General features: G+C 72.5%; 23 protein-coding genes. 13 read left to right on the forward strand and 10 right to left on the reverse strand.

The features are described 5' to 3' along the window. Positions 1 to 6 precede the first annotated feature (6 nt). Complete coding sequence (gene glgX / locus ACIBST_RS29445) at positions 7 to 2,136, forward strand: glycogen debranching protein GlgX (protein ID WP_397176319.1); 2,130 nt, start codon at positions 7 to 9, stop codon at positions 2,134 to 2,136. A gap of 38 nt (positions 2,137 to 2,174) precedes the next feature. Here the strand turns inward: glgX and ACIBST_RS29450 are convergent, their stop codons facing one another. After that, positions 2,175 to 2,576 carry a hypothetical protein gene (locus ACIBST_RS29450; RefSeq protein ID WP_397176321.1) on the reverse strand — a complete coding sequence of 134 codons (402 nt, stop codon included), beginning with the start codon at positions 2,574 to 2,576 and terminating at the stop codon, positions 2,175 to 2,177. Positions 2,577 to 2,708: 132 nt separating this feature from the next. Here ACIBST_RS29450 and ACIBST_RS29455 point away from each other — a divergent pair, with 132 nt between their 5' ends. Genes ACIBST_RS29455 through ACIBST_RS29465 form a run of 3 tightly spaced genes read left to right on the forward strand, consistent with a single transcriptional unit; the run spans position 2,709 to position 4,930 of the window. Then, complete coding sequence (locus ACIBST_RS29455) at positions 2,709 to 3,431, forward strand: pyrimidine reductase family protein (RefSeq protein ID WP_397176323.1); 723 nt, start codon at positions 2,709 to 2,711, stop codon at positions 3,429 to 3,431. Then, entirely contained in the window at positions 3,428 to 4,564 is a 1,137-nt protein-coding gene (locus ACIBST_RS29460) for an ATP-dependent DNA ligase (RefSeq protein WP_397176325.1), read from the forward strand. Before ACIBST_RS29455 ends, ACIBST_RS29460 begins: the two co-directional genes overlap by 4 nt. Positions 4,565 to 4,591: 27 nt before the next feature. After that, positions 4,592 to 4,930, forward strand: coding sequence for a hypothetical protein (locus tag ACIBST_RS29465; RefSeq protein WP_397176327.1), 339 nt, complete (start codon positions 4,592 to 4,594; stop codon positions 4,928 to 4,930). 24 nt (positions 4,931 to 4,954) lie between these two features. Here the strand turns inward: ACIBST_RS29465 and pgeF are convergent, their stop codons facing one another. Both pgeF and ACIBST_RS29475 read right to left on the reverse strand, forming a co-directional pair. After that, complete coding sequence (pgeF, locus tag ACIBST_RS29470) at positions 4,955 to 5,662, reverse strand: peptidoglycan editing factor PgeF (protein WP_397176329.1); 708 nt, start codon at positions 5,660 to 5,662, stop codon at positions 4,955 to 4,957. Positions 5,663 to 5,671: 9 nt separating this feature from the next. Next, complete coding sequence (locus ACIBST_RS29475; RefSeq protein WP_397176330.1) at positions 5,672 to 6,334, reverse strand: GNAT family N-acetyltransferase; 663 nt, start codon at positions 6,332 to 6,334, stop codon at positions 5,672 to 5,674. Positions 6,335 to 6,391: 57 nt separating this feature from the next. On the opposite strand from ACIBST_RS29475, the gene ACIBST_RS29480 reads away from it, so the two are divergent. Further along, the gene (locus tag ACIBST_RS29480) at positions 6,392 to 7,837 is read left to right on the forward strand and encodes an aldehyde dehydrogenase family protein (RefSeq protein ID WP_397176333.1); all 1,446 of its coding nucleotides are present in this window, start codon (positions 6,392 to 6,394) and stop codon (positions 7,835 to 7,837) included. A 17-nt stretch (positions 7,838 to 7,854) separates the two neighbouring features. Then, positions 7,855 to 8,742 carry a tetratricopeptide repeat protein gene (locus tag ACIBST_RS29485; RefSeq protein WP_397176335.1) on the forward strand — a complete coding sequence of 296 codons (888 nt, stop codon included), beginning with the start codon at positions 7,855 to 7,857 and terminating at the stop codon, positions 8,740 to 8,742. Positions 8,743 to 8,877: 135 nt separating this feature from the next. On the opposite strand, the gene ACIBST_RS29490 is transcribed toward ACIBST_RS29485, so the two are convergent. Further along, a complete protein-coding gene (locus tag ACIBST_RS29490; protein ID WP_397176337.1) occupies positions 8,878 to 9,279 on the reverse strand; it encodes an RNHCP domain-containing protein in 402 nt (133 codons plus the stop codon). 1 nt (position 9,280) lies between these two features. Continuing rightward, positions 9,281 to 9,649, reverse strand: coding sequence for an RNHCP domain-containing protein (locus ACIBST_RS29495; RefSeq protein ID WP_352325680.1), 369 nt, complete (start codon positions 9,647 to 9,649; stop codon positions 9,281 to 9,283). 317 nt (positions 9,650 to 9,966) lie between these two features. Between ACIBST_RS29495 and ACIBST_RS29500 the strand changes: the two genes are divergently transcribed. Beyond that, entirely contained in the window at positions 9,967 to 12,033 is a 2,067-nt protein-coding gene (locus ACIBST_RS29500) for an acyl-CoA dehydrogenase (protein ID WP_397176339.1), read from the forward strand. On the opposite strand, the gene ACIBST_RS29505 is transcribed toward ACIBST_RS29500, so the two are convergent. Beyond that, the gene (locus ACIBST_RS29505; RefSeq protein ID WP_397176341.1) at positions 11,993 to 12,529 is read right to left on the reverse strand and encodes a YceI family protein; all 537 of its coding nucleotides are present in this window, start codon (positions 12,527 to 12,529) and stop codon (positions 11,993 to 11,995) included. The genes ACIBST_RS29500 and ACIBST_RS29505 overlap by 41 nt on opposite strands. Positions 12,530 to 12,677: 148 nt before the next feature. Between ACIBST_RS29505 and ACIBST_RS29510 the strand changes: the two genes are divergently transcribed. The 4 genes from ACIBST_RS29510 to ACIBST_RS29525 all read left to right on the forward strand — a co-directional run bounded on the left by ACIBST_RS29510 (position 12,678) and on the right by ACIBST_RS29525 (position 15,652). Then, positions 12,678 to 13,853: a sensor histidine kinase gene (locus tag ACIBST_RS29510; protein ID WP_397176343.1), complete on the forward strand. Its 1,176-nt coding sequence runs from the start codon at positions 12,678 to 12,680 to the stop codon at positions 13,851 to 13,853. Next, a complete protein-coding gene (locus ACIBST_RS29515) occupies positions 13,850 to 14,497 on the forward strand; it encodes a response regulator (protein WP_397176345.1) in 648 nt (215 codons plus the stop codon). Before ACIBST_RS29510 ends, ACIBST_RS29515 begins: the two co-directional genes overlap by 4 nt. Before the next feature lie 142 nt (positions 14,498 to 14,639). Further along, on the forward strand, positions 14,640 to 14,834 hold the full coding sequence (locus ACIBST_RS29520; protein ID WP_352325673.1) for a hypothetical protein: 195 nt from the start codon (positions 14,640 to 14,642) through the stop codon (positions 14,832 to 14,834). 5 nt (positions 14,835 to 14,839) lie between these two features. Continuing rightward, positions 14,840 to 15,652 (forward strand): MBL fold metallo-hydrolase, encoded by an 813-nt coding sequence (locus tag ACIBST_RS29525; protein ID WP_397176347.1) that lies wholly within the window; start codon positions 14,840 to 14,842, stop codon positions 15,650 to 15,652. 205 nt (positions 15,653 to 15,857) lie between these two features. On the opposite strand, the gene ACIBST_RS29530 is transcribed toward ACIBST_RS29525, so the two are convergent. Then, the gene (locus ACIBST_RS29530; RefSeq protein ID WP_397176349.1) at positions 15,858 to 16,397 is read right to left on the reverse strand and encodes a hypothetical protein; all 540 of its coding nucleotides are present in this window, start codon (positions 16,395 to 16,397) and stop codon (positions 15,858 to 15,860) included. Between the two features lie 355 nt (positions 16,398 to 16,752). Here ACIBST_RS29530 and ACIBST_RS29535 point away from each other — a divergent pair, with 355 nt between their 5' ends. Then, the gene (locus ACIBST_RS29535; protein WP_397176350.1) at positions 16,753 to 17,052 is read left to right on the forward strand and encodes a hypothetical protein; all 300 of its coding nucleotides are present in this window, start codon (positions 16,753 to 16,755) and stop codon (positions 17,050 to 17,052) included. Between the two features lie 205 nt (positions 17,053 to 17,257). Here ACIBST_RS29535 and ligD read toward each other — a convergent pair whose 3' ends face one another. Next, positions 17,258 to 18,268, reverse strand: a complete 1,011-nt coding sequence (gene ligD, locus ACIBST_RS29540; protein WP_397176352.1) for a non-homologous end-joining DNA ligase — start codon at positions 18,266 to 18,268, stop codon at positions 17,258 to 17,260. Positions 18,269 to 18,650: 382 nt separating this feature from the next. On the opposite strand from ligD, the gene msrB reads away from it, so the two are divergent. Continuing rightward, complete coding sequence (gene msrB / locus ACIBST_RS29545) at positions 18,651 to 19,052, forward strand: peptide-methionine (R)-S-oxide reductase MsrB (RefSeq protein WP_352325044.1); 402 nt, start codon at positions 18,651 to 18,653, stop codon at positions 19,050 to 19,052. A gap of 187 nt (positions 19,053 to 19,239) precedes the next feature. Here msrB and ACIBST_RS29550 read toward each other — a convergent pair whose 3' ends face one another. Next, entirely contained in the window at positions 19,240 to 19,989 is a 750-nt protein-coding gene (locus ACIBST_RS29550) for a hypothetical protein (RefSeq protein ID WP_397176354.1), read from the reverse strand. A 499-nt stretch (positions 19,990 to 20,488) separates the two neighbouring features. Next, positions 20,489 to 21,190 (reverse strand): hydrogen peroxide-dependent heme synthase, encoded by a 702-nt coding sequence (gene hemQ / locus ACIBST_RS29555; protein ID WP_352365611.1) that lies wholly within the window; start codon positions 21,188 to 21,190, stop codon positions 20,489 to 20,491. Between the last annotated feature and the right edge of the window lie 4 nt (positions 21,191 to 21,194).

Genomic DNA, 21,194 nt, shown 5'->3' on the forward strand with positions numbered 1-21,194 from the left:
GGTCACATGCGCGAGGTCTGGCCGGGCGAACCCTATCCACTCGGCGGCACCTGGGACGGCGTCGGCACCAGCTTTGCCGTGTTCTCCGAGGTCGCCGAGCGGGTCGAGCTGTGCCTTTTTCACGACGACGGCAGCGAGGAGCGGGTGCCGCTCCCGGAGGTCGACGGCTTCGTCTGGCACGGCTACCTGCCGGGGATCCAGCCGGGCCAGCGGTACGGCTACCGCGTCCACGGGCCGTACGAGCCGTCGCAGGGGCGTCGCTGCGACCCCTCCAAGCTGCTGCTCGACCCCTACGCCAAGGCCATCGACGGCGAGCTGACCTGGAACGAGGCGCTGTTCCCCTACTACTTCACCGATCCGTCGGTGCGCAACAGGGAGGACAGCGCCCCGTACATGCCGAAGAACGTGGTGATCAACCCGTTCTTCGAGTGGGGCAACGACCGGCCGCCGCACATCCCGTACCACGAGACCGTGATCTACGAGGCGCACGTGCGGGGGCTGACCATGCGCCACCCGGGCGTGCCCCAGGACCTGCGCGGCACGTACGCGGGGGTCGGGCACCCGGCGATCATCGAGCACCTGCTGTCCATCGGGGTGACGGCGGTCGAGCTCATGCCGGTGCACCACTACGTGCCCGAGCACTTCCTGGTGGCCCGGGGGCTGACCAACTACTGGGGCTACAACACGATGGCCTACCTGGCCCCCCACGGCCGCTACTCCGGCTCGGGCACCCGCGGCCAGCAGGTGCTGGAGTTCAAGGCGATGGTGCGGGCGCTGCACGAGGCGGGCATCGAGGTCATCCTCGACGTGGTCTACAACCACACCGCCGAGGGCGACCACATGGGCCCCACGCTGGGCTTCCGGGGCATCGACAACGTCAACTACTACCGCCTGCACGACGGCGACCGGCGTTACTACCTCGACTACACCGGGTGCGGCAACTCGCTCAACGTGCGCTCGCCGCACGCGCTGCAGCTCATCATGGACTCGCTGCGCTACTGGGTGCTGGAGATGCACGTCGACGGCTTCCGCTTCGACCTGGCCTCGGCCCTGGCCAGGGAGCTGCACGACGTCGACCGGCTGAGCGCGTTCTTCGACCTCATCCAGCAGGACCCGGTGATCTCGCAGGTGAAGCTGATCGCCGAGCCCTGGGACGTCGGGCCGGGCGGCTACCAGGTCGGCAACTTCCCGCCGCTCTGGACGGAGTGGAACGGCAAGTACCGCGACACCGTGCGCGACTTCTGGCGGGGCACCAACTCCGCGCTGCCCGAGTTCGCCTCCCGCCTGACCGGCTCGGCCGACCTGTACGAGTCCTCCGGCCGCCGCCCGGTGGCCTCGATCAACTTCGTCACCTGCCACGACGGCTTCACCCTCACCGACCTGGTCTCCTACGACCACAAGCACAACGAGGCCAACGCCGAGGAGAACCGCGACGGCACCAACGACAACCGCTCCTGGAACTGCGGCGCCGAGGGCCCGGTGGAGGACCCGCACATCGTCGCCCTGCGCCGCCGCCAGCGCCGCAACTTCCTGACCACGCTGTTCCTGTCGCAGGGCGTGCCGATGCTCTCCCACGGCGACGAGATCGGCCGCACCCAGCGGGGCAACAACAACGCCTACTGCCAGGACAACGAGCTGGCCTGGATCGACTGGTCGATGCTGCACGCCGAGTCCGACCTGCTGGAGTTCGTCAAGGCGTTGTCGAAGCTGCGCCGCGAGCACCCGGTCTTCCAGCGCCGCCGCTTCTTCCACGGCCGCCATCCCGAGAACGGCAAGCGCGACCTGGTCTGGCTGACCCCGGGCGGCAAGGAGATGACGGCCGGCGACTGGCACACCGGCTACGCCAAGTCGCTGATGGTCTACCTCAACGGCGAGGCCATCACCGAGCCCGGCCCGCGCGGCGAGCGGATCGTGGACGACTCCTTCCTCCTGCTCATCAACGCCCACCACGAGAACCTGTCGTTCACACTGCCGGGGCCGGAGTTCGGTGCCGAGTGGCTGCCGGTGCTCGACACCTGTCACGACGTGGTGGAGGAGGCGTTCGGCGACGAGCGGTGGCGGGCGGGCGACCTGGTGGCGGTGACCGGCCGGTCCTTCCAGGTGCTGCGGCTGCCCAGGGAGCCGCAGACGCCCTAGCTCCGCCGACCACCTGGCGGCATCGACCCGGCGGGCCGTCAGAAGACGCGGGCGATGCCGGCCGTGACGAGGAGCAGCGCGAACGTGGTCACCCCGGCCACGCCGTGCAGGACCACGGCGAGCACCGGGAAGCCGGTGGCCCGGCGCTGGTGGCGTCCGCCGCCGAGCCAGCGGGTGAACATCGTGAAGCCCAGCAGCGCGGCCACGGTGAGCCCGCACAAGGCGATCCAGGCCAGCGGGGCGCGGCCGGTCAGCAGGTAGGCCACCCAGCAGGCCAGCGACGCGGCCGCGAGCGCCGGATGGGACAGCAGCAGCGTCACCGGGAAGCGGGTGACCTTGGCCTCCTGCCGGCGCAGGCCGCCGGCCGAGAGCCAGCGGTAGAGCAGGTAGACGCCGATCAGTGCGGCGATCGTCCATGTGACGGCGGTGAGCAGGCCCATGTCACCTCCCGGCGAGTCCCTGCCGTCACCGTATGCAGACTCCGGGCCTTTCGTCCTTCAGTTACTCAAAAGTGCTGTCAGTCGCAAAACCCCCGGGGACGGTTTGTCGGTGGGGTGTGCCAAGGTAGAGGAGTGCGGCGCATCTATCCCGACTTTCAAGACAATCCGGACATCCCGCAGGCGTACGCCTACCCCGAGGGGCGGCCCTGGCTGCGGCTCAACATGGTGTCCAGCGCCGACGGCGCGGCGTGGCTCCAGGGGCGCTCGGGCGGGCTGTCGAGCAGGGGCGACAAGCGCATCTTCGGCATCCTGCGCGGGTTGTCCGACGTGATCGTCGCGGGGGCGGCGACCGTCCGCACCGAGGGCTACGGCCCGGTCAAGCCGCGCGCGTCCTGGTCGTCGATCCGGGCCGGGCGTCCCGACGTGCCGCCGATCGCGGTGATCACCCGCAGCCTCGACCTCGACCTCGACGGCGAGCTGTTCACCGACGCGACCAACCCGACGATCGTGATCACCTGCGAGTCCGCGCCCGCCGAGCGCCGCAAGCTGGCCGGCCGGCGGTCCGATCTGATCATCGCCGGCGACGACGGCGTCGACATGCGGCTGGCCGTGCGCGAGCTGCACGAGCGCGGCCTGACCCGCGTCCTGTGCGAGGGCGGCCCGCGCATCAACGCGCAGCTGTCGGCCGACGACCTGATCGACGAGTTGTGCCTGTCGGTGAGTCCCATGCTGGTCGCGGGCGGCGCGGCCCGCATACTGAACGGCGTGGCCGCGCAGGTCCCGCTTGACCTCCGCCAGGTCCTGGAAGAGGAGGGGGTCCTCTTCTGCAGATACACGAGGGAGCAGAGCCCATGACCGAGCAGCCCGTCGAAGAGCCGGAGCCGGTGCCCAACCTCCCGGTCCGGCCGCCCGTGCCGCCGATGCTGGCCAAGCCGGTCAAGGCCATGCCCAAGCAGGACGGCACCCTGTTCTACGAGCCCAAGTGGGACGGCTTCCGCTGCATCGTGTTCAGGGACGGCGACGAGGTCTACCTCGGCAGCCGCAACGAGCGCCCGTTCACCCGCTACTTCCCCGAGCTGGTCGAGGCGGTCAAGGCCGAGCTGCCCGGCAAGGTGGTGATCGACGGCGAGATCGTGCTGCCCCGGGGGGCGCAGCTCGACTTCGACGCCCTCCAGCAGCGCATCCATCCGGCCGCCTCGCGGGTCAAGCTGCTGTCGGAGCAGACGCCGGCCCAGTTCATCGCCTTCGACCTGCTGGCCGTGGGCGACGAGTCGCTGATGGAGGAGCCGTTCTCCGAGCGGCGGCGGCGGCTGGAGGAGCTGTTCCCGCACAAGGGCGGGTCCGTCCGGCTCACACCGGTCACCACCGCCGACGAGCAGGCGCGCGAATGGTTCGACGCCTTCGAGGGGGCGGGGCTCGACGGCATCATCGTCAAGCCGGGCGACCAGCCGTACGTGCCCGACAAGCGCACGATGTTCAAGGTCAAGCACGAGCGCACGGCCGACGTGGTGATCTGCGGCTACCGCGAGCACAAGACCGGGCCCATCGTCGGCTCGCTGCTGCTCGGCCTCTACGGCGACGACGGCCGGCTGCATCACGTGGGCGTGGCGGCCTCCTTCCCCATGGCGCGCAGGGCCGAGCTGGTGGAGGAGCTCAAGCCGTACCTGGCGGAGCTGAGCGAGCATCCGTGGGGCCACTGGGCCGAGCAGGCCACGGCCAACGCCGGGCAGCCGGCGGCGGGGCCCGCGACCGGCGGGCAGCGGGTGCCGGGCGCGGTGTCGCGGTGGAACGCCAAGAAGGACCTGTCGTTCATCCCGCTCCGGCCCGAGCTGGTGATCGAGGTGGCCTATGACCAGATGGAGGGCGACCGGTTCCGGCACACGGCGCACTTCCGGCGCTGGCGGCCCGACCGCACGCCCGAGTCGTGCACGTACGAGCAGCTGGAACGGCCCGTCAGCTACGACCTCGACGACATCCTCGCCCGTTAGGGGGCAAAGCGGTCTAGTCTCTCCCTTATGACCACCGGTGATGAGCTCAAGGCGGCCGTGTCCGCGCGGCGCGACCTCGGCCCCGACTTCGAGGACGCGCTGGTGGAGTCGTTCCTCGACAAGGTGGGCCAGGAGGTCGACCGGCGGGTCGACGAGCGCCTGGCCGGCGCGGCCCCACGCGCCAAGGCGCCCGCCAGGGGGTCGGACGGCCAGCGGCTGGCCCTGGCGATCGTCTCGCTCTCCCTGGGCACGCTGTCCACGGTCGCGCTCGCCTTCGTGGGCGGCGGGCGGGCGATGGCGCTGATCCCGATCTGGGTCGGGATCATCATCGTGAACGTCGTCTTCAACGGCTCCCGCGAGAAGTAGCCCCTCCGGGGGCGGGCTTCCGGGTCAGGTCAGCCAGATGAGACCGGCGAAGCGGCCGCCGGGCTGCTCGCGGCGGTGGGAGTAGAGCTCGGCGGACTCGATGGTGCAGCGCGCGTCGTGCCGCACGTCGGCGACGCCCACCGCCCTGAGCTGGGACTCGATCCCGGCCCGCAGGTCGAGCGCCGGGGTCCCCCACGACGTCGTCGACCACGTGGGCGGCACCTTCGCGGCCACCTGCTCGCGCAGGTCCTCGGGCACCTCGTAGCAGCGGCCGCAGGCGCCGGGGCCGATCAGCGCGACCATCCGGCCCGGCCGGGCGCCCTTGGCCGCCATGGCCTCGACCAGGGCGGTGGCCACGCCCGCCTCCGTGCCGGGACGTCCGGAGTGGGCGGCGCCGACCATGCGCGCCTCGGGGTCGGCCACCAGCACGGCCGGGCAGTCGGCGCCCAGCGAGGCCAGCGCCAGGCGCGGCTCGGTGGTGAACACGCCGTCGAGCGGCGGCGGGTCGTCGCCGAACGGCTCGCTCACGTAGGCGACGTCGGCGCTGTGGACCTGGCGCATGTAGACGACGGCACGCACGCCCAGCTCGGCCGCCAGGCCCTCGCGGTTGGCCCGGACGGCCGCCGGGTCGTCGCCGACCATGCCGCCGAGGTTGCGCGAGCCGTACGGCGGGGCGCTGACCCCTCCGTGGCGGTCGGTGACGACGGCGTGCACTCCGGGGGCCAGCAGCATGCCCCGATCCTAGCCGGGTCCGGGCGAGAAGCCGGGCTGCGGCCGCGGGGAGGGGCCGGGCTGCGGGGAGGTCGTCGGTTGCGGGGAGGAGCCCGGTTGCGGGGAGGAGCCGGGGCCGCCCGGGGAGGAGCCGTGCAGGACGGCGCCGGGCGGGCGGCCGAGCTCCAGGTACATGTTCACCTCGTCGAAGCGCCATTCGCCCACCTCGACCACGTTCGGCAGCCGCCCCCACTCGCGGAACCCGAGGCTCTGGTAGAGCGCGATCGCGCCGTGGTTGTTGCCGCGCGCCCGCAGCGTGAGCGTCTCGATGCCGGCGGCGCGGGCGTCGTCGGCGAGGCCGGCCACGACCACCCGGCCGAGCCCGAGCCCGCGCGCCTGCGGGTGGGCCATGACCTTGCCGACCTCGGCGGAGTGCCGGAAGACCGCCTCCTGGCCGCGCCGCCACAGGCCCATGGCCTGCACCGTGCCGTCGACGGTGGCCAGGGCGAGCCGCCCCTCGCCCTTCCTCGCCATGGCGAGCGTGGCCTCCACCCAGGGGTCGGTCTCGTCCCTGGTGGGCGGCGCGAGGTAGCCGACCGCGCCTCCCAGCTCGACGACGGCGTGCAGCACGCGGTGGACGGCGGCGAGCAGGGGCTCGTCGGCGGTTTCCGGCCAGGTCAGCTCGATTTTCACGGAAGACCATTATGCCCCGATCCCTCCGGGACTGGCCTGCCCGTGACAAGCAAGCATATGCTTGGGCACGTGCCTGACTACCGCAATCTCATCGGCGGCGAGCTGGTCCCCGCGGACCGGACGATGGACACCGTCAACCCCGCCACGGGCGAGGCGTGGGCCCGGATCCCGGCCAGCGGCGCGCGCGAGGCCGAGGCCGCCGTGGCGGCGGCGCGGGCGGCCTTCCCCGCCTGGTCGGCCATGCCCGCGCTGGGCCGGGCGCATTTCCTGCGCAAGGTGTCGGAGCTGTTCGCCCGGCACGCCGAGGAGCTGGCCCGGCTGGAGACCCGCGACAACGGCCGCATCCTGCGCGACACGCTCAAGAAGGACCTGCCGGGCATGGCGTACCTGTGGCAGCTCGCCGCCGGGCAGTGCCTGGAGGCGGTCAAGGGCGACACCGTCCTGCTCGGGCCCGACACGCTCGGTCTGACGCGGCGCGAGCCGTACGGGGTGGCGGTCTGCATCATCCCCTGGAACTCCCCTGTCTCGACCTTCTCCGCCAAGGCGGCCTACGCCCTGGCCGCCGGGAACACGGTGATCGTCAAGCCCGCCGAGCAGGCCAGCGCGTCGGTGCTGCGGCTGGGCGAATTGCTGGCCGAGGTGTTCCCGCCCGGCGTGCTGAACATCGTCAGCGGGCTCGGCGAGGAGGTCGGCGACGCGCTCGTCCGGCACCGGGACGTCGGCAAGATCAGCCTCACCGGCTCCACGGCCACCGGCCAGGCCATCACCCGGGCCTCGGCGGACGCGCTGAAGCCGCTGACGTTCGAGCTGGGCGGCAAGTCGCCCAACATCGTCTTCCCCGACGCCGACCTGGACGCCGCCGCGCAGGGCGTCACCGTGAACTCGGTCTACACCGGCAACGCCGGGCAGGTGTGCGTGGCCGGCTCGCGCATCCTCGTCCACCGGTCGATCTGGGACGACCTGCTCGGGCGGATCAGGCACATCTGCGCCGGGCTGGTCCTGGACGACCCTCTCGACCTGGCCACGACCATGGGCCCGATCGTGTCGGCCGGGCAGTTCGAGCGGGTGCGCTCGTACCTGGAGACGGCCGAGAAGGAGGGCGCCGAGCTGGTCTTCGGCGGACGGTCGGGCGCCGAGGTGGTGCCCGGCCTGCCGGGCGGCTACTGGGTGGCGCCCACGCTCTACACCACCGAGGACAACGGCCTGCGCATCTGCCAGGAGGAGATCTTCGGGCCGGTGGCGGTGGCCATCCCGTTCGACAGCGACGAGCAGGCGCTGGAGATCGCCAACGACTCGCCGTACGGGCTGGCGGCCGGGGTGTGGACGCGGGACCTCGGACGGGCGCACCGGTTCGTGCGGGATCTGCAGAGCGGCACCGTGTGGGTGAACACCTACCGCCAGATGCCTCCGGGCCTGCCGTTCGGCGGCGTGAAGGACAGCGGGTACGGCCACGATTCCGTCCTGGAGTACACCCGGGAAAAGGCGGCCATCATCCAGATTTAGTTAGATAGATTCCCTCCATGAGCGAGGGGATCAACGACCAGTCCGAGCTGACCGAGCTGTCCGAGGCAGCCGCCCAGTCGCGCGCGTCCGTGCTGCGCAGCCGAGCCGAATCGTACATCGCGCTGTCGCGGCACGAGGCCGCTATCGCCGATCTGACCGAGTCGATAACGCTGGTCCCGGACAACGCCCGCGCCTGGCGGCTGCGCGGCGAGAGCCATCGGGTCATCGAGCGGTACGAGGCCGCCCTGGCCGACTTCGACGAGTCGTTGAGACTGGAACCCGACAGCGCGTACGCGCTGGGCTCGCGCGGGCAGGCGTACGCGGCGCTCGGCCGGCTGGAGGAGGCGATGGACGACTTCGACCACGCGCTCACCCTCGCCCCCGAGTCCCTGTGGATCCTGGAGGCCAAGGCCGACGCCCTGGTGGACATGGACCGGCTGGACGAGGCCCTGGACGAGCACGCCAAGATCATCGCGTTGAACGAGGAGCTGGCGTACTCGTGGGTGGCGCGCGGCGACCTGTACCAGCGCATGCACCTCTACAGCGAGGCCATCGCCGACTACACCAGGGCCCTGGAGGCCGACCCCGACCACGTGCGGGCGCTCAGCCGGCGCGGCGAGGCGCTGCGCATGATCGACCGCTACCAGGAGGCGCTGGCCGACCTGAACCGCGCGGTCGAGCTCGACCCCGACAACGACCGCGCGTTCGGCAGCCGGGGCGCGGTGCTGAGCGAGATGGGCGACAACGAGGCCGCGCTGCGCGACCTGGACAGGGCCATCGAGCTGGACCCCGAGTACATCTGGGCCTACCGGGTGCGCGGCGAGATCTTCCAGGAGATGGAGCGGCACGAGGAGGCGGTGACCGACTTCACGCTGGCCCTGCGCCTGGAGTTCGGCGACGACTGAGCCGTCACGAGGGAGCGGGCCGCCCCGGAGGGCGGCCCGCCGTCGTCAAGGCGCTTCCCGAGCGCCTTCTGTGAGCACCTCTTGTCAGAGCGCGCCCCTTGTCAGAGCGCGCCCCTTGTCAGAGCGCGCCCCTTGTCAGAGCGCCAGCAGGGCGTTCACCGGCAGGCGGCTGTCGGACAGCGGCCGTACGGCGATGCGCAGCAGGGCCAGCGCGTTGTCGTCGCCGGCGATGCGGTTGGCGCTGAGCCCGCCGCACGCCTGGCAGTGGTGGATGATCAGCCACTCCCCGTCCGGCCTGACGGTGACGCTGAGCGCCGCCATCAGGCCCCGGCAGCCCGCCCGCCGGTCCCCCGGGATCCGGTGGTCGACGTGCAGGCTGGTCAGGCAGTGCGGGCAGTGGTTGCGGTGCGCCGTGCCGGGCGCGTCCATCGGTACGTCCAGCCGGCAGCCGACGCAGCGGAACGCGTCGCCGCGCTCGCCGCGCTGTACGGCCTTGGGCTGTTGCGGCCTGGCCCGGCCAGGGTTCCTCCTGGGCATGTCACAGGTCGCCGAACGCTTCGAGCGGGAACGGCGGCTGCGCGAGCGGGCGTACGGCCATGCGCATGAGGATGAGCTGATTGTCGTCCCCGCAGATGGGGTTGGACGTCAGCTCGCCGCAGCGCGAGCAGCGATGGATGATCATCCAGTCGCCGGTGCGGAGGACCGCGATGGAGATCGGGTTCATCCGCGACCGGCACTCCGACGGGCCGCCCTCCACCCGGTCGAGCACGTGCAGCGAGTGCAGGCAGCTCGGGCAGTGGTTGCGGCGGACGCCGCCGGGCGCGTACGCGGCGACGGTCAGGCCGCAGCGGACGCAGGCGAAGGTGTCGGTGCTGATGATGGAACGAGGTTTGCCGTTGGCAGACAACCTGGGTTCTCCTTGCCGGATTTGTCGTGAAAAAAGGCAGCAAGGGAGCGCCGAGCGGGCCTCACGGGCACGCTGGTGCCACAGGCGGTCCGGCCGCTGGGGCCAGGACTAGATGCTCGTCCTCAGGCTCTGGAACACAGGAGAGGCGGGCACGCCCGTGACACGGTGAGGCGCGCTGGGCGCCATGCCGGTCATCAACCCACCTCCAGAAGTCGCACCGAACGGGACAGTCGTCAGGGTAACCATCCCCGCCGGCCGCGCGCCAACGATTTTCCCGGCCCCTGGAGATCGACCGAATATCGTTCTAGTGTGCGTCCATGGGGATCGGGCTGACCGAGGAACACCAGGCGCTGGCGGCCTCCGTGCGCGGGCTGGCGGGGCGTACCGTCGAGCACCGGGCGCTGGCCGGGCAGGGGCTGCTGGGGCTGCACCTGCCGGAGGCGCACGGCGGTCAGGGGTTCGGGCTGGTCGAGTCGTGCGTGGCGCTGGAGGTGCTGGGCGAGTTGCGGGTGGCGGGGCCGTACCTGCCGGTCGTGCTGGCCTCGGCGGCGCTCGCCCGGTCCGCGAGTCCCGCGCCCGGCCTGCTGCGCGGGCTGGCCGACGGGTCGCTGACGGCGGCCGTCGCGCTCGGGCCGCTCGCCCTCGGGGCGGCCGGGGCCGACCTGTTCCTCGTGCCGCACGGTGACGGGTGGGCGCTGCTCGACCGGGCCGGCGTGCGCGCCGAGCCCGCCGAGGGCGTCGACCCGGACCGGGACCTGTGCACGGTCACGGCCGTCACGGACGGCGACGTCCCGCCGGAGCGCCTGCTGGGGCCGGTGCCGGTGCGGGAGCTGGCCGCGGTGCTGCTCGGCGCGGACGCGTGCGGCACCGCCGCCTGGGCGGTCGGCACGGCCGCCGCCCACGCCAAGGTACGCGAGCAGTTCGGCCGCCCGATCGGCCAGTTCCAGGGCGTCAAGCACCGGGTGGCGGCCGCCCTGGTGGCCCTGGAGCAGGCCCGCGCCGCCGTCTGGGACGCCGCCCGCGCCTTGGACACCCCTCCCACGGACGGACCCGGCGGACCCGGCGGACCCGGCGGACCCGGCGCACTCGGCGACGACGTGCGGCTGGCCGCCGGGGTGGCGGCCGTGCTGGGGCCGGACGCGGCGGTGCGCTGCGCGGCCGACGCCATCCAGGTGCTCGGCGGCATCGGCTACACCTTCGAGCACGACGCCCACCGCCACTACCGCCGCGCCCTGTCCGGCCGCATGCTGGCCGGCGACCCGGGGCCGTGGGCCGAGCAGGTCGCCGGGCTGGCCCTGGCGGGCGCCCGCCGGGCGATGGAGCCCGACCTGCCCGAGGAGTCCGTCCCGCTCAGGGAGGCGATCAGGGCGGAGGCCGAGTCGTTGCGGCGCGAGGAGCCGCTCGCCCGGCTGGGCCGGTTCGCGCGGGAGGGCTGGATCATGCCCTACCTGCCCAGGCCGTGGGGCCGCGCGGCCACGCCGCTGGAACAGGTGATCATCCACCAGGAGTTCCGCGACCTCAAGCGTCCCAACCTGGGGATCGCCGCCTGGGCGGTCCCGTCCATCGTCACGTACGGCACCCCCGAGCAGCGGGAGCGCTTCCTGCCCAGGACGTTCACCGGCGAGCTCGTGTGGTGCCAGCTGTTCAGCGAGCCCGGCGCCGGGTCCGACCTGGCCGCTCTGTCCACCAGGGCCACCCGCGTCGAGGGCGGCTGGTCGCTGACCGGCCAGAAGATCTGGACGTCCCTCGCCCAGTACGCCCACTGGGGCATCTGCCTGGCCCGCACCTCCCCCGGCAGGCCCAAGCACGAGGGGATCACGTACTTCCTGGTGGACATGTCGGCCCCGGGCGTCACGGTCCGGCCGCTCAAGGAGATCAACGGGGACGAGATCTTCAACGAGGTCTTCCTCGACGACGTCTTCGTCCCGGACGACCTGGTGGTGGGCGAGGTGGACGGCGGCTGGCGGGTGGCCCGCGACACGCTCTCCCACGAGCGGGTCGCGCTCGGCGACTCCTGGGGGCCGGGCTCCCGGCACACCGACCTGATCCGGCTGGTCGCGAGCCTGCAGCCGCTGCGGCAGTCGCAACGCGAGCAGGCGGGCCGCCTGTGGGCGGAGGGCCAGGCGATCTCGGCGCTCGGGCTGCGCGTGACGCTGTCCAGGCTGGCCGGGGCCGGCCCGGGGCCCGCCTCCAGCGTGCGCAAGCTGCTCGGCATGCGGCACGCGCAGGCGGTCTCGGAGTTCTGCTGGTCGCTGGCGCCGTCCGACCGCCACTGGAACCGCATGATCCTGACCACCCGGGCCTTCACCATCGGCGGCGGCACCACGGAGGTGCAGCTCAACATCATCGCCGAGCGCGCGCTCGGCCTTCCCCGCGATCCGTGACGCCCGCCCGCACGCACCTGACCTCGGCCGACATCGCCAGGTGCCGGGCGGCGATGCCGGGCATGGCGGTCACCCCGAAGGCGGTCCGGTCCACCCGCGCGGCGACCACGACGGTGAAGCCGTTCGCGGTCACGTCGCAGCGCTGGACGGTGAGGGTGAGCGGGCGCTCGACGCCGGTGACGGTGAGCGTGCCGGTCAGCGTCCCGTCGCCGCTGGGGCCGCCGGTGAAGGTGATCACGGGATGGCGGGCGACGTCGAGGAAGCGGGGCGAGCGCACGGTCTCGTCGCGGCGGTGGTTGCCGGTGTGGAAGCCGGCGGCGTCGATCTCCACGCGCACGCGGGAGTCGGCGAGCGGTTCTGCGACGTCCACGGTGCCGCCCCTGACGTCGAAGGTGCCGCGGGCGCGGGCGAGGCCGTACAGGTGCCGGGTGGTGAAGTGGATCGCGGAGTTCTCGGTGTCGATCTCGTGGCGGCCCAGCGGGGGCAGGTTCGTCATGGGTCCATTGCACGGCGGCGGGGTGGCCGCCCGGCAGAGCGGGCCGTCGGTGGTGGGGGCGACGATCGGCGAGAGCGCATGCGACTTTCGTATGGTTTCCCACTTGCCGGATATTTGCGGCATACGGGGATGTCGTAGCGTTTGCGGCATGTGTGCAGGGGCGTGTCGCCGTTCCCTCATCCTGGACGTGGTCATCGCGGGCGGCTTCGCGCTGCTGGACACCGGCTCGACGCTGCTCGGCCTGTCGTGGTGGCCGGAGCGTCCGGGTCCGCTCGCCTGGACGCTGCTGGCGGTCCAGGCGGCCGCCTGCCTGTCGCTGGTGGCCCGCCGCCGGGCGCCGCTGACGGTCCTGGCGGTGCTGGGGACGTACACGCTGGTGCTGACGTTGCTGATCTCGCCGGGCGGGGTGCTGGTCCCGGCCGGGCAGGGGAACGTGTGGGCGCCGTTCGCGACCATCGCGGCGGCGTACGGGCCGCTCTACGACCGCAGGGACCGGCGGATCGCCGTCGCCGCGCTGGCCGCGTACACGATGGTGATCGCGCGGGTGTGGGACCCATCGGCCGGGGTGCTCGTCGACGGGGTGCTGCGCACCGCCGTCGGCCCGCTGCTCGCGCTCTACCTCGACGGACGGCGGCGGGTGCTCAGGATGCTGGTCGAACGCGCCGAGCGGGCCGAACGCGAGCGGCACCTGCTGGCCGAGCAGGCCCGCGCCGAGGAGCGCGCCCGGCTGGCCGGCGAGATGCACGACGTCGTCACCCACCGGGTGAGCCTCATGGTGCTGCAGGCCGGCGCGCTGCGGGTCACCGCGGCCGACGAGCACACCCGGCAGACCGCCGAGGAGCTGCGGGCCGCGGGCTGCCAGGTGCTCGACGAGCTGCGGGACCTGATCGGCGTCCTGCGCACCGCGCCGGAGCCGGACGTGCCGCCGTCGGCGGCCGACTTCGCCGCGCTGGTCGCCGAGTCCGCCTCCGTGGGCACCCCGGTCGAGCTGGTCGAGGAGGGCGACCGGGCGCTGGCCTCGCCGGTGGTGGGGCGCACGGCGTACCGGATCGTGCGCGAGGCGCTGACCAACGTGCGCAAGCACGCGCCGGGCGCGCGGGTGCAGGTGCGGATCGAGTACGGCCAGGCGCGGGTCCGGCTCGCGGTGCGCAACACGCCGCCGACCGGCCTGCCCGGCGGCCCCCTGGCCGGCACCGGCTCCGGCCTCGGCATCGCCGACCTGCGGCGGCGGGTCGAGGTCGTGCACGGCACGCTGCGCGCCGGGCCGGCCCCCGACGGCGGCTTCACCGTCGAGGCCGTCCTCCCGGCGTACGTGGCCACATGATCAGGGTCGTGGTCGTGGACGACGAGCCGATGGTCTGCCGCTTCCTGCGCACCATCCTCGGCTCGGCGCCCGACATCGAGGTCGTGGACGAGGCCCACGACGGCGCGGCCGGCGTCGAGGCGGTCGTGCGCGCCCGTCCGGACGTCGTGCTGATGGACCTGCGCATGCCCCGCGTGGACGGGCTCACCGCGATCGAACGCCTGGCCGAGCTGCCCCGGCCGCCGGTCGTCGTGGTGCTGACGACGTTCGACGCCGACGAGTACGTGCTGCGCGCCCTGCGCGCGGGGGCCGCCGGCTTCCTGGTCAAGTCCACGCCGCCGGGGGACCTGATCGGGCTCGTCCGGGTGGCCGCCGAGGGGCACACCGTGCTGTCGCCGGTCGCCGCCCGCCGGCTGGTGGCGGCCTCGACCGCCGCGGACCCGGCCCGCGCCCGCGCCCGCGAGCTGCTGGAGTCGCTGACCGGACGCGAGCGCGAGGTGCTGGCCTGCCTCGGCGAGGGCCTGTCGAACGCGCGGATCGCCGCCCGCCTCCACTTGGCCGAACCCACCGTCAAGGGGTACGTCTCGCGCCTGCTGGACAAGCTGGGCTGCCGCAACCGCACCCAGGCGGGCCTCATCGCCCACGACGCGGGCCTGACCCGGTAGGCGCCGCGGGCGGCGGGTTTGGCGGCGGGTTTGGCGGCGGGTTTGGCGGCGGGTTTGGCGGCGGGTTTGGCGGCGGGTTTGGCGGCGGGTTTGGCGGCGGAGCAGCGAGGTAGGTGATAAGCCGCAAAGGGGGACAAAAGCCATGAGCAATCCGCAACAGCCCGAACTTCGCCGGTCGGGCAAGTCTGGAGCGAACTCGAAATCCACCGACGCCGTGCCGGAGTCGAAGAGCGGCGGCAAGCGGGCCGGCCGGCCGCACGGCAGCGACAAGGGGCACAAGGGCGGCGGCAAGGGCGGCGGCGTGCCTCCGGGCCAGCACCCGCCGTATCCGGGGTGAGCCGGATGAAGGGCAGCCTGCAGTTCATCGGCAACGCGACCACGCTGATCCGCTACAACGGCTTCACGCTGCTGACGGATCCCAACTTCCTGCACCGCGGCCAGCGGGCGTACCTGGGCTACGGCCTGAGCTCGCGCCGGCTGAAGGACCCGGCCATCGACGTGTCGGACCTGCCGCCCATCGACGCGGTGGTCCTGTCGCACCTGCACGGGGACCACTGGGACCGGGTGACCGAGAAGGGCCTGGACAAGGGCACCCAGATCATCACCACCCGGCAGGCGGCGCGCACGCTGCGCCGCCGCGGCTTCGGCCGCAGCACGGGCCTGGAGGTGTGGGAGCAGCACGAGCTGAACGGCCCGCAGGGCAGCGTGACCGTCACCGCCCTGCCCGCCCGGCACGCGCCCGGTCCCGCCGAGGCGCTGCTGCCGCCGGTGATCGGGACGATGCTGGAGTTCCGCGGCCCCGAGGGCCTGGTGGAGCTGCGCCTGCACATCAGCGGCGACACCCTGCTCGACCGCCGCCTGGAGGCGATCCCGCGTCGCTTCCCCGAGGTCGACCTCGCGCTCGTGCACCTGGGCGGCACCCGCCTGCTCGGCACCCTGCTGGTCACCATGGACGGCGAGCAGGGCGCGACCTGGGTCGACCTGATCAACCCGCACACGGTGGTGCCGGTGCACTTCGACGACTACGGCGTCTTCAGCTCACCGCTGGACGACTTCCGGCACCACATCGAGCAGGTGGGCCTGGCCGATCGGGTGGTCTACCTGGAACGCGGCGAGACCCGCGAACTGGCGCCGCACCACCTCGTGCGCCGCTGACCTCCCGCCGGGGTGAGCTCTTTTCTACCCGGAGGAGGAATCTCCTACCGGGGGCGGAAACTTTCCTATCCGATTTCCGCCCCGGTGGGAGGTACGGGAGTTACCTTCGATCTCGGCCGCACCTCCTGTGCCGCCGCACGGCCGGGCCGTCGGGCCCCGTCCCAGGCGCCGGGTCCGGCCGTGCGGCCCACAGCCGCCGGCCCGCTCAGGAGAGCTTGGCCAGCTTCTCCGACGTCCGCCGGAACGCCTTGCCGGTCCACTTGTAGGTCTGGCGGACGAGCAGGTCGGGGCAGCACCGGGGAGCCTTGTCGCTGACCACCTTGCCGCTCAGGCGCGCCTCGCCGTGCTGGACGGTGACCGTCTGGGTCTTGAAGTACCGGTTCTTGCCGAGTGTGCCGATCAGCCGCGGGGCCGAACGCCGGGACGCGCCGTCGTAGACGAAGGAGATCACCGGGTTGCCCGCCGTGGGGCTCGGGCAGGACGAGGTGACGACGGTGTCGGGACGCCCGTCCCGGGTGAGGTCGCCGACGGCGGCGACGCGGGCGCGGACGACGTACCAGCTGTCCTTCGGCCCCGGCTTGGGGCAGTGCAGCGCCCGCTCCACGACGGGCGCCCAGTCGATGCCCTGGAACGGGTCCTTCGCCGCCGGGCCGGTCGCGGCGAAGGCGGCGCCCGTGGCGAGGATCGGCGCCAGTGAGGTCGACAGGACGACGGTCGACGCCCAGACGCGGAGTCGGCGGGCCATCGGGCTGCTCTTGTGCGTGGCGCTTGAGTTCATGACCGTTTCGATGCGGGAAACGCCTGACAAGTTCGGCCCGGCCGCGTGAGTTCCGGCGTCATGCCTCGGGAGGGTTCGGCCGTCCTGCCCTCCGGAGCGTTTCGCCACGCGGAAGGGGGTGCAGGGCTTTGTGGGGACTCGACCACATTTTCGGAAGCGTCGGCGCAGCGTTACGCGCGACACGCCCAGACCTGCGGCTCTCATCCTGTACCAGGTCACGATCGCCACCGCCGTTATCGGTCTGAGATGTTCACTCATGTCTCCACCTCGCCCCCTGCCCAGGCAGCCGCCTGGCCGAGGCCGGAACGGAAGGACACCTCACATGCGCCCAGCCACCCGAGCAGCCCTCGCCACCCTCGCCGTCGCGTGCTGCACCTTCAGCGCGCTGCCTGCCTGGGCGGCGCCGGCCGGGAACGCGCCCTCGTGCGTGACCGTCTGGCAGACCACCGGGACCATCACCAAAACCGGCTACGCCCGCAACGACTGCGGCTACCGGCTCCGACTGAAGATCATCTGGGCGCGCGGGACGGACGGCGCCTGCCAGACCGTGGACCCCGGCGAGACCATCTACTCGCGCGTGCCGCGCGGCGTGCGCACCTTCGACGGAGCCGACACCTGCTGACCGGCTCCCGCGAAAAGGCCGGCCCCACGACGGGGGCCGGCCTTTCGCGGCTCTCGGGGGTCGCCGTCACCGGGGGTCAAGGGCCAGTGACCGAGATTCCCGCTCCGGAAGTCAACCGCCGGCGACCGAGATTCCCGCTCCGGGAGTCAACCGCCGGCGACCGAGATTTCCGCTCCGCCCGGCGGGAGAGCGATCTCCGGAGGCGTCACTTGTCCTCCGGCGCGTTCCTGGCCTTGCTGGGCTGGACGCGCTTGGGCTCGCCCGGCATCTTCGGGTAGTTGGGCGGGTAGGGCAGGTCGCCGCGGTCGTCGGCGGCGTACATCTCCAGCAGGGGCTCGATCGAGTACGCCCGGTCGTCGATGGCCGCGTGCACGTCGCCCAGCTTGGCGAAGCGGGCCGGGACGGTGCGGATGTCGAAGTCGCGCGGGTCGGCGTCGGCCAGCTCGTCCCAGGTCAGCGGGGTCGAGACGGGGGCGTGCGGGCGAGCCCGGACGGAGTAGGCGCTGGCGACGGTGCGGTCTCTGGCGTTCTGGTTGAAGTCGATGAAGACGCGGTCGCCGCGCTCCTCCTTCCACCACGCGGTGGTCACCAGGGCGGGATCGCGCGCCTCGACCGCCCTGGCCAGCGCGATGCCGGCGTGGCGCACCTGGACGAAGTCCCAGCGGGGCTCGATGCGCACCGCGATGTGCACGCCGCGGTTGCCCGAGGTCTTGACGAACCCCGCCATGCCCAGCTCGTCGAGCACCTCGCGGGTGCGCTCGGCGGCCCGCCGCGCGGCGTCGAACTCCAGGCCGGGCTGCGGGTCGAGGTCGATGCGCAGCTCGTCGGGGTGCTCGACGTCGGCGGCGCGCACCTGCCAGGGGTGGAAGTCGATCGTGCCCAGGTTGGCGCAGTAGGCGATCGCGGCGACCTCGGTCACCCGGAGCGAGTCGGCGGTGCGGCCGCTGGGGAAGGTGACCGTGACCGACTGCAGCCACTCGGGATGCCTGGGCGGCATGCGCTTCTGGTAGATGGCCTCGGTCTGGACGCCGTCGGGATGGCGCTTGATGTTGGTCGGCCGGTCTCTGAGCGCGCGCAGGGCCCCTTCGCCGACGCTCACGTAGTACTCGACCAGCTCCCGCTTTGTCGCCCCGATCTCCGGGAAGTAGACCTTGTCGGGATTGGTGACCTTGACGGTCCGCTCCCCCACCTTGAGCTCTATGAACGGCGATGCCATGCCACCGAACCTACTCCCCCGCCCCGACAGAACAGCCGACACGACGGGCGGCGCGACGACCGGCGCGACGACCGGCTCGACATCTGGCAATAGAGGTGGGCCCGTCCCGGAGCCGCGTCGGTGGCGGGACCGGGGCTCGACGGGACGGACCTAAGATCATCCATCGCCGTTCCGGGCGCTGGCGCGCCACCCGGCCGGCCATCTCGGGTCGCCAGCGGCGCCAGCACGGGCGTGGGCTGTGCCGCTACGGCGAGCCGCGGACGATCTCACCCCTTGGCAGGAGGCGATGACACCCCCTTACCGACAAAGACGCGAATTCGGCCGAGAAAGGATGCTTCACCCTGCGGAGATCTCTTTTTGCCGGATCTCGTAGTCTGGACGCATGGACAAGGTGGTCAAGAGCGAGGCCGAATGGCGGGCCAGGCTCTCTCCTGAGGAGTTCCACGTGCTCAGGGAGGCCGGCACCGAGCGCCCGTTCACGGGGGAGTACGTCGACACCAAGACCGAGGGCGTGTACTCGTGCCGCGCCTGCGGCGCCGAGCTGTTCCGGTCCGACACGAAGTTCGAGTCGCACTGCGGATGGCCGAGCTTCTTCGAGCCGTCGGGGTCGGAGGCGGTGAGGCTGATCGAGGACAACAGTCACGGCATGGTGCGCACGGAGGTGCGCTGCGCCCGCTGCGACTCCCACCTCGGGCACGTCTTCCACGGCGAGGGCTATCCGACGCCGACCGACGATCGTTACTGCATCAACTCGGTCTCGCTGAGGCTCGAACCCAAGGGGTGATCGATTAGCGACAGAGCGTACCGATCGTCCACAAGGGGTAGGGGCCTGCTTGTGGGCCGTGTCCATCTTCGCCACCGCTGGGTGACGATTGAGACGATCGGGCGTGTCGTGACTCAGCGGTGCGAGGTGTGCTCCAAGACGAGGGTCCGGGTGCGCTAGCCCGCCCCGGCGGGCGTCCCGGCGCGCGTCAGTTCGGCCGGGGGTAGGTGACGCGGCAACTGTGATCGGACGGGCCCAGGATGTTGGCGAGGACGGGGTTCCCGTTCTCGCCGAACTCCGCCTGCACGAACACGATCGGCCGCTTCACGCCGTTCGCCCTGAGGTACTCCAGGCCGCGTTTGCACAGCGTGATCGCCGTCGCGGAGTTGTCGGCGCTGTCCGGTAAGTTCGTGTAAATGCGCAAATATCCGCCTATGGTGCGGATGTCTTTGAGGTGTTTCATCGCCTTGTCGCCCCGTCCCCAGCGGGCGCGGAAGTACTCGGCGGCCTCCCGGTCGGTGTGCCGCGACGGGCCGTCGGCCTTGTAACCGGCCGAGTCGCCGCCCTTGGCGTCGCCCGGGGCGTCGGCCTCGGGCAGGCTGACCTGGGCGTCGCCGGTCTCGGTCCGCCCCGTGACGGTGTCCGGCTTGCCCTGGACGGCGTCCGGCTTCGCGGCGGGGTCGGCGGTGCCGGTCTTTGCGGGCGTCCCCGACCCGGCGGGGTCGGCGGCGGCCGGCGTGCTCGGCCGGGCCTGGCCCTTCGGCAGCTCGCGCGCCTCGGCGGCGCCCTTGCCGCTGGCCGGCGCCCGTCCCGGGTTCGCCGGGACGCCGCCCTCCGCCGCCGGTTCCCGCCTGGCCGTGGCGCCGTCCGCGCCGGCCGGGGCTCCGGAGGCGGCGACCGTACCGCCGAGCGCGCCGTTCAGGCCGAGCAGCAGGGCCACTCCCCCGGCCAGCGCCACCGCGCCCGCGGCCAGAGCCCGTGTTCCCGTACGCGCGCGCCGCCGCCGCCCACGCCGCCCGCGCCCCGTACGCGCCTCAGCCGGGCCGCCGGTCGCACCCCCGCGCCCCGTACGCGCCTCAGCCGGGCCGCCGGTCGCCCGCGCGTGACGCCTACCGGCCTCAGCCGGCCCGTCGGTCGCTCGCGCGTGACGCGTACCGGCCTCAGCCCGGCCGGCGGTCTCGTGTGCGCCGCCGGTGCGGGTGTCCGGCCGGTCGGCGGGGTGCCGGGCGGCCGGGGTCGTGTCCGGTAACGCTGCGTGGCGGCCTGGCGCGCGCCAGCGTCCGGGGCCCTGACCTTCCGCGGACTGTTCCACCCGGCCCTCCTCGCCCCTGCGTGGATCGTGCCACGACGTCACGCCACCGAAAGGGAATTCACCCTCGATTGTGACAAAGGGGATAGATCACTTCAGGGAGATCGTCAAGTTGGCCTCGACGTTCCTCGCCGGGCCACCACGACCGCTACGGCAGCGCCGCGACGAGCTCCTGCACCGGCTTGCGAGCGCCCGTGTAGAACGGGATCTCCACGCGGGTGTGCCGGCGGGCCTGCGCGCCGCGCAGCGTGCGCATCAGGTCGACGATGCGGTGGAGCTCGTCGGCCTCGAACGCCAGCATCCACTCGTAGTCGTTGAGCGAGAAGCAGGCCACGGTGTTGGCCCGCACGTCGGGGTAGTCGCGGGCCATCCGGCCGTGCTCGGCCAGCATCGCCCGCCGCTCGGAGTCCTCCAGCAGGTACCACTCGTAGGAGCGCACGAACGGGTAGACGCTGACGTACGCCCGCGGCTCCTCCTCGGCCAGGAAGGCCGGGATGTGGGACTTGTTGAACTCGGCCGGCCGGTGGAGCGCCATGGCCGACCAGACCGGCCTGCTGTGCCGGCCGAGGCCGGTGCGGCGGAAGCGGGAGTAGACGTCCTGGAGGTCCTCGGGCGTGGGAGCGTGCCACCAGAACATGTAGTCGGCGTCGGCACGGAAGCCGGCGACGTCGTAGACCCCCCTGGTCACGACGTCCTTCCCGGCCGCCTGTGCGAGCAGCTCCTCGACCTCGTCGGCCATGTTCTCCCGGTTGCCCGGGACCTGCTCGGTCACCTGGAAGACCGACCACATGGTGTAACGGATCACCTGGTTGAGATCGCGGGCCTTCGGCCGCGGCGCGCCCTCTGTCATGTCC

Origin of the sequence: Nonomuraea sp. NPDC049684 (assembly GCF_044465345.1) — a bacterium.
In the GTDB taxonomy this organism is placed as follows: Bacteria; Actinomycetota; Actinomycetes; order Streptosporangiales; family Streptosporangiaceae; genus Nonomuraea.